The organism is Vibrio sp. R12-SW3-ISO1 (genome assembly GCF_059834005.1).
The window spans coordinates 1-644 of sequence record NZ_JCBDGK010000034.1 but is presented as its reverse complement, the minus strand read 5'-3'; the positions used below and the strand labels follow the sequence as shown (position 1 = coordinate 644).

At 43.8% G+C, this 644-nt stretch carries 2 rRNA genes; both read right to left on the bottom strand.

The features are described from left to right. Positions 1-201: 201 nt before the first annotated feature. Positions 202-317 (bottom strand): 5S ribosomal RNA (rrf, locus tag AC6R0R_RS09025). Positions 318-477: 160 nt separating this feature from the next. After that, positions 478-644: ribosomal RNA gene (locus tag AC6R0R_RS09020) — 23S ribosomal RNA — on the bottom strand; the annotation flags it as partial.

The following is a 644-nucleotide window of genomic DNA, read 5'->3' as shown; positions in this document are numbered from 1 at the left end:
AATTGGATTATCATCAACGAGTGCCCACACAGATTGATAGGTTTATATTGTTAAAGAGCTTTGCTTTCAGTGCGTTAGCACTTAGGCAGGACGCGTATAATACGCTGTCTGACGTTGAAAGTCAACATAAAACTCTAAGACTAAACTTAGAGACTTTATGGTGACTTGCTCTACTTCACTAAGACAAGTCGCAGATTTAAAGCCTGGCGATGTCCTACTCTCACATGGGGAAGCCCCACACTACCATCGGCGCTAATTCGTTTCACTTCTGAGTTCGGCATGGAATCAGGTGGGTCCAAATCGCTATGGTCGCCAAGCAAATTTTGTTTAAGTTCCTAGAAGCTAGTGCCTAGTTCCTAGAACTTAATAATTCGGAAAGCTGTGCTTATCGTTTCTAGCTACTAGGAACTAGACACTCGTCTCTTTTACACATTCAATGTTCTTACATTGAGTCCATCAAAACCCTTTGGGTGTTGTATGGTTAAGCCTCACGGGCAATTAGTACAGGTTAGCTCAACGCCTCACAGCGCTTACACACCCTGCCTATCAACGTTCTAGTCTCGAACAACCCTTAAGGATACTTAAAGTATCAGGGAAGACTCATCTCAGGGCTCGCTTCCCGCTTAGATGCTTTCAGCGGTTAT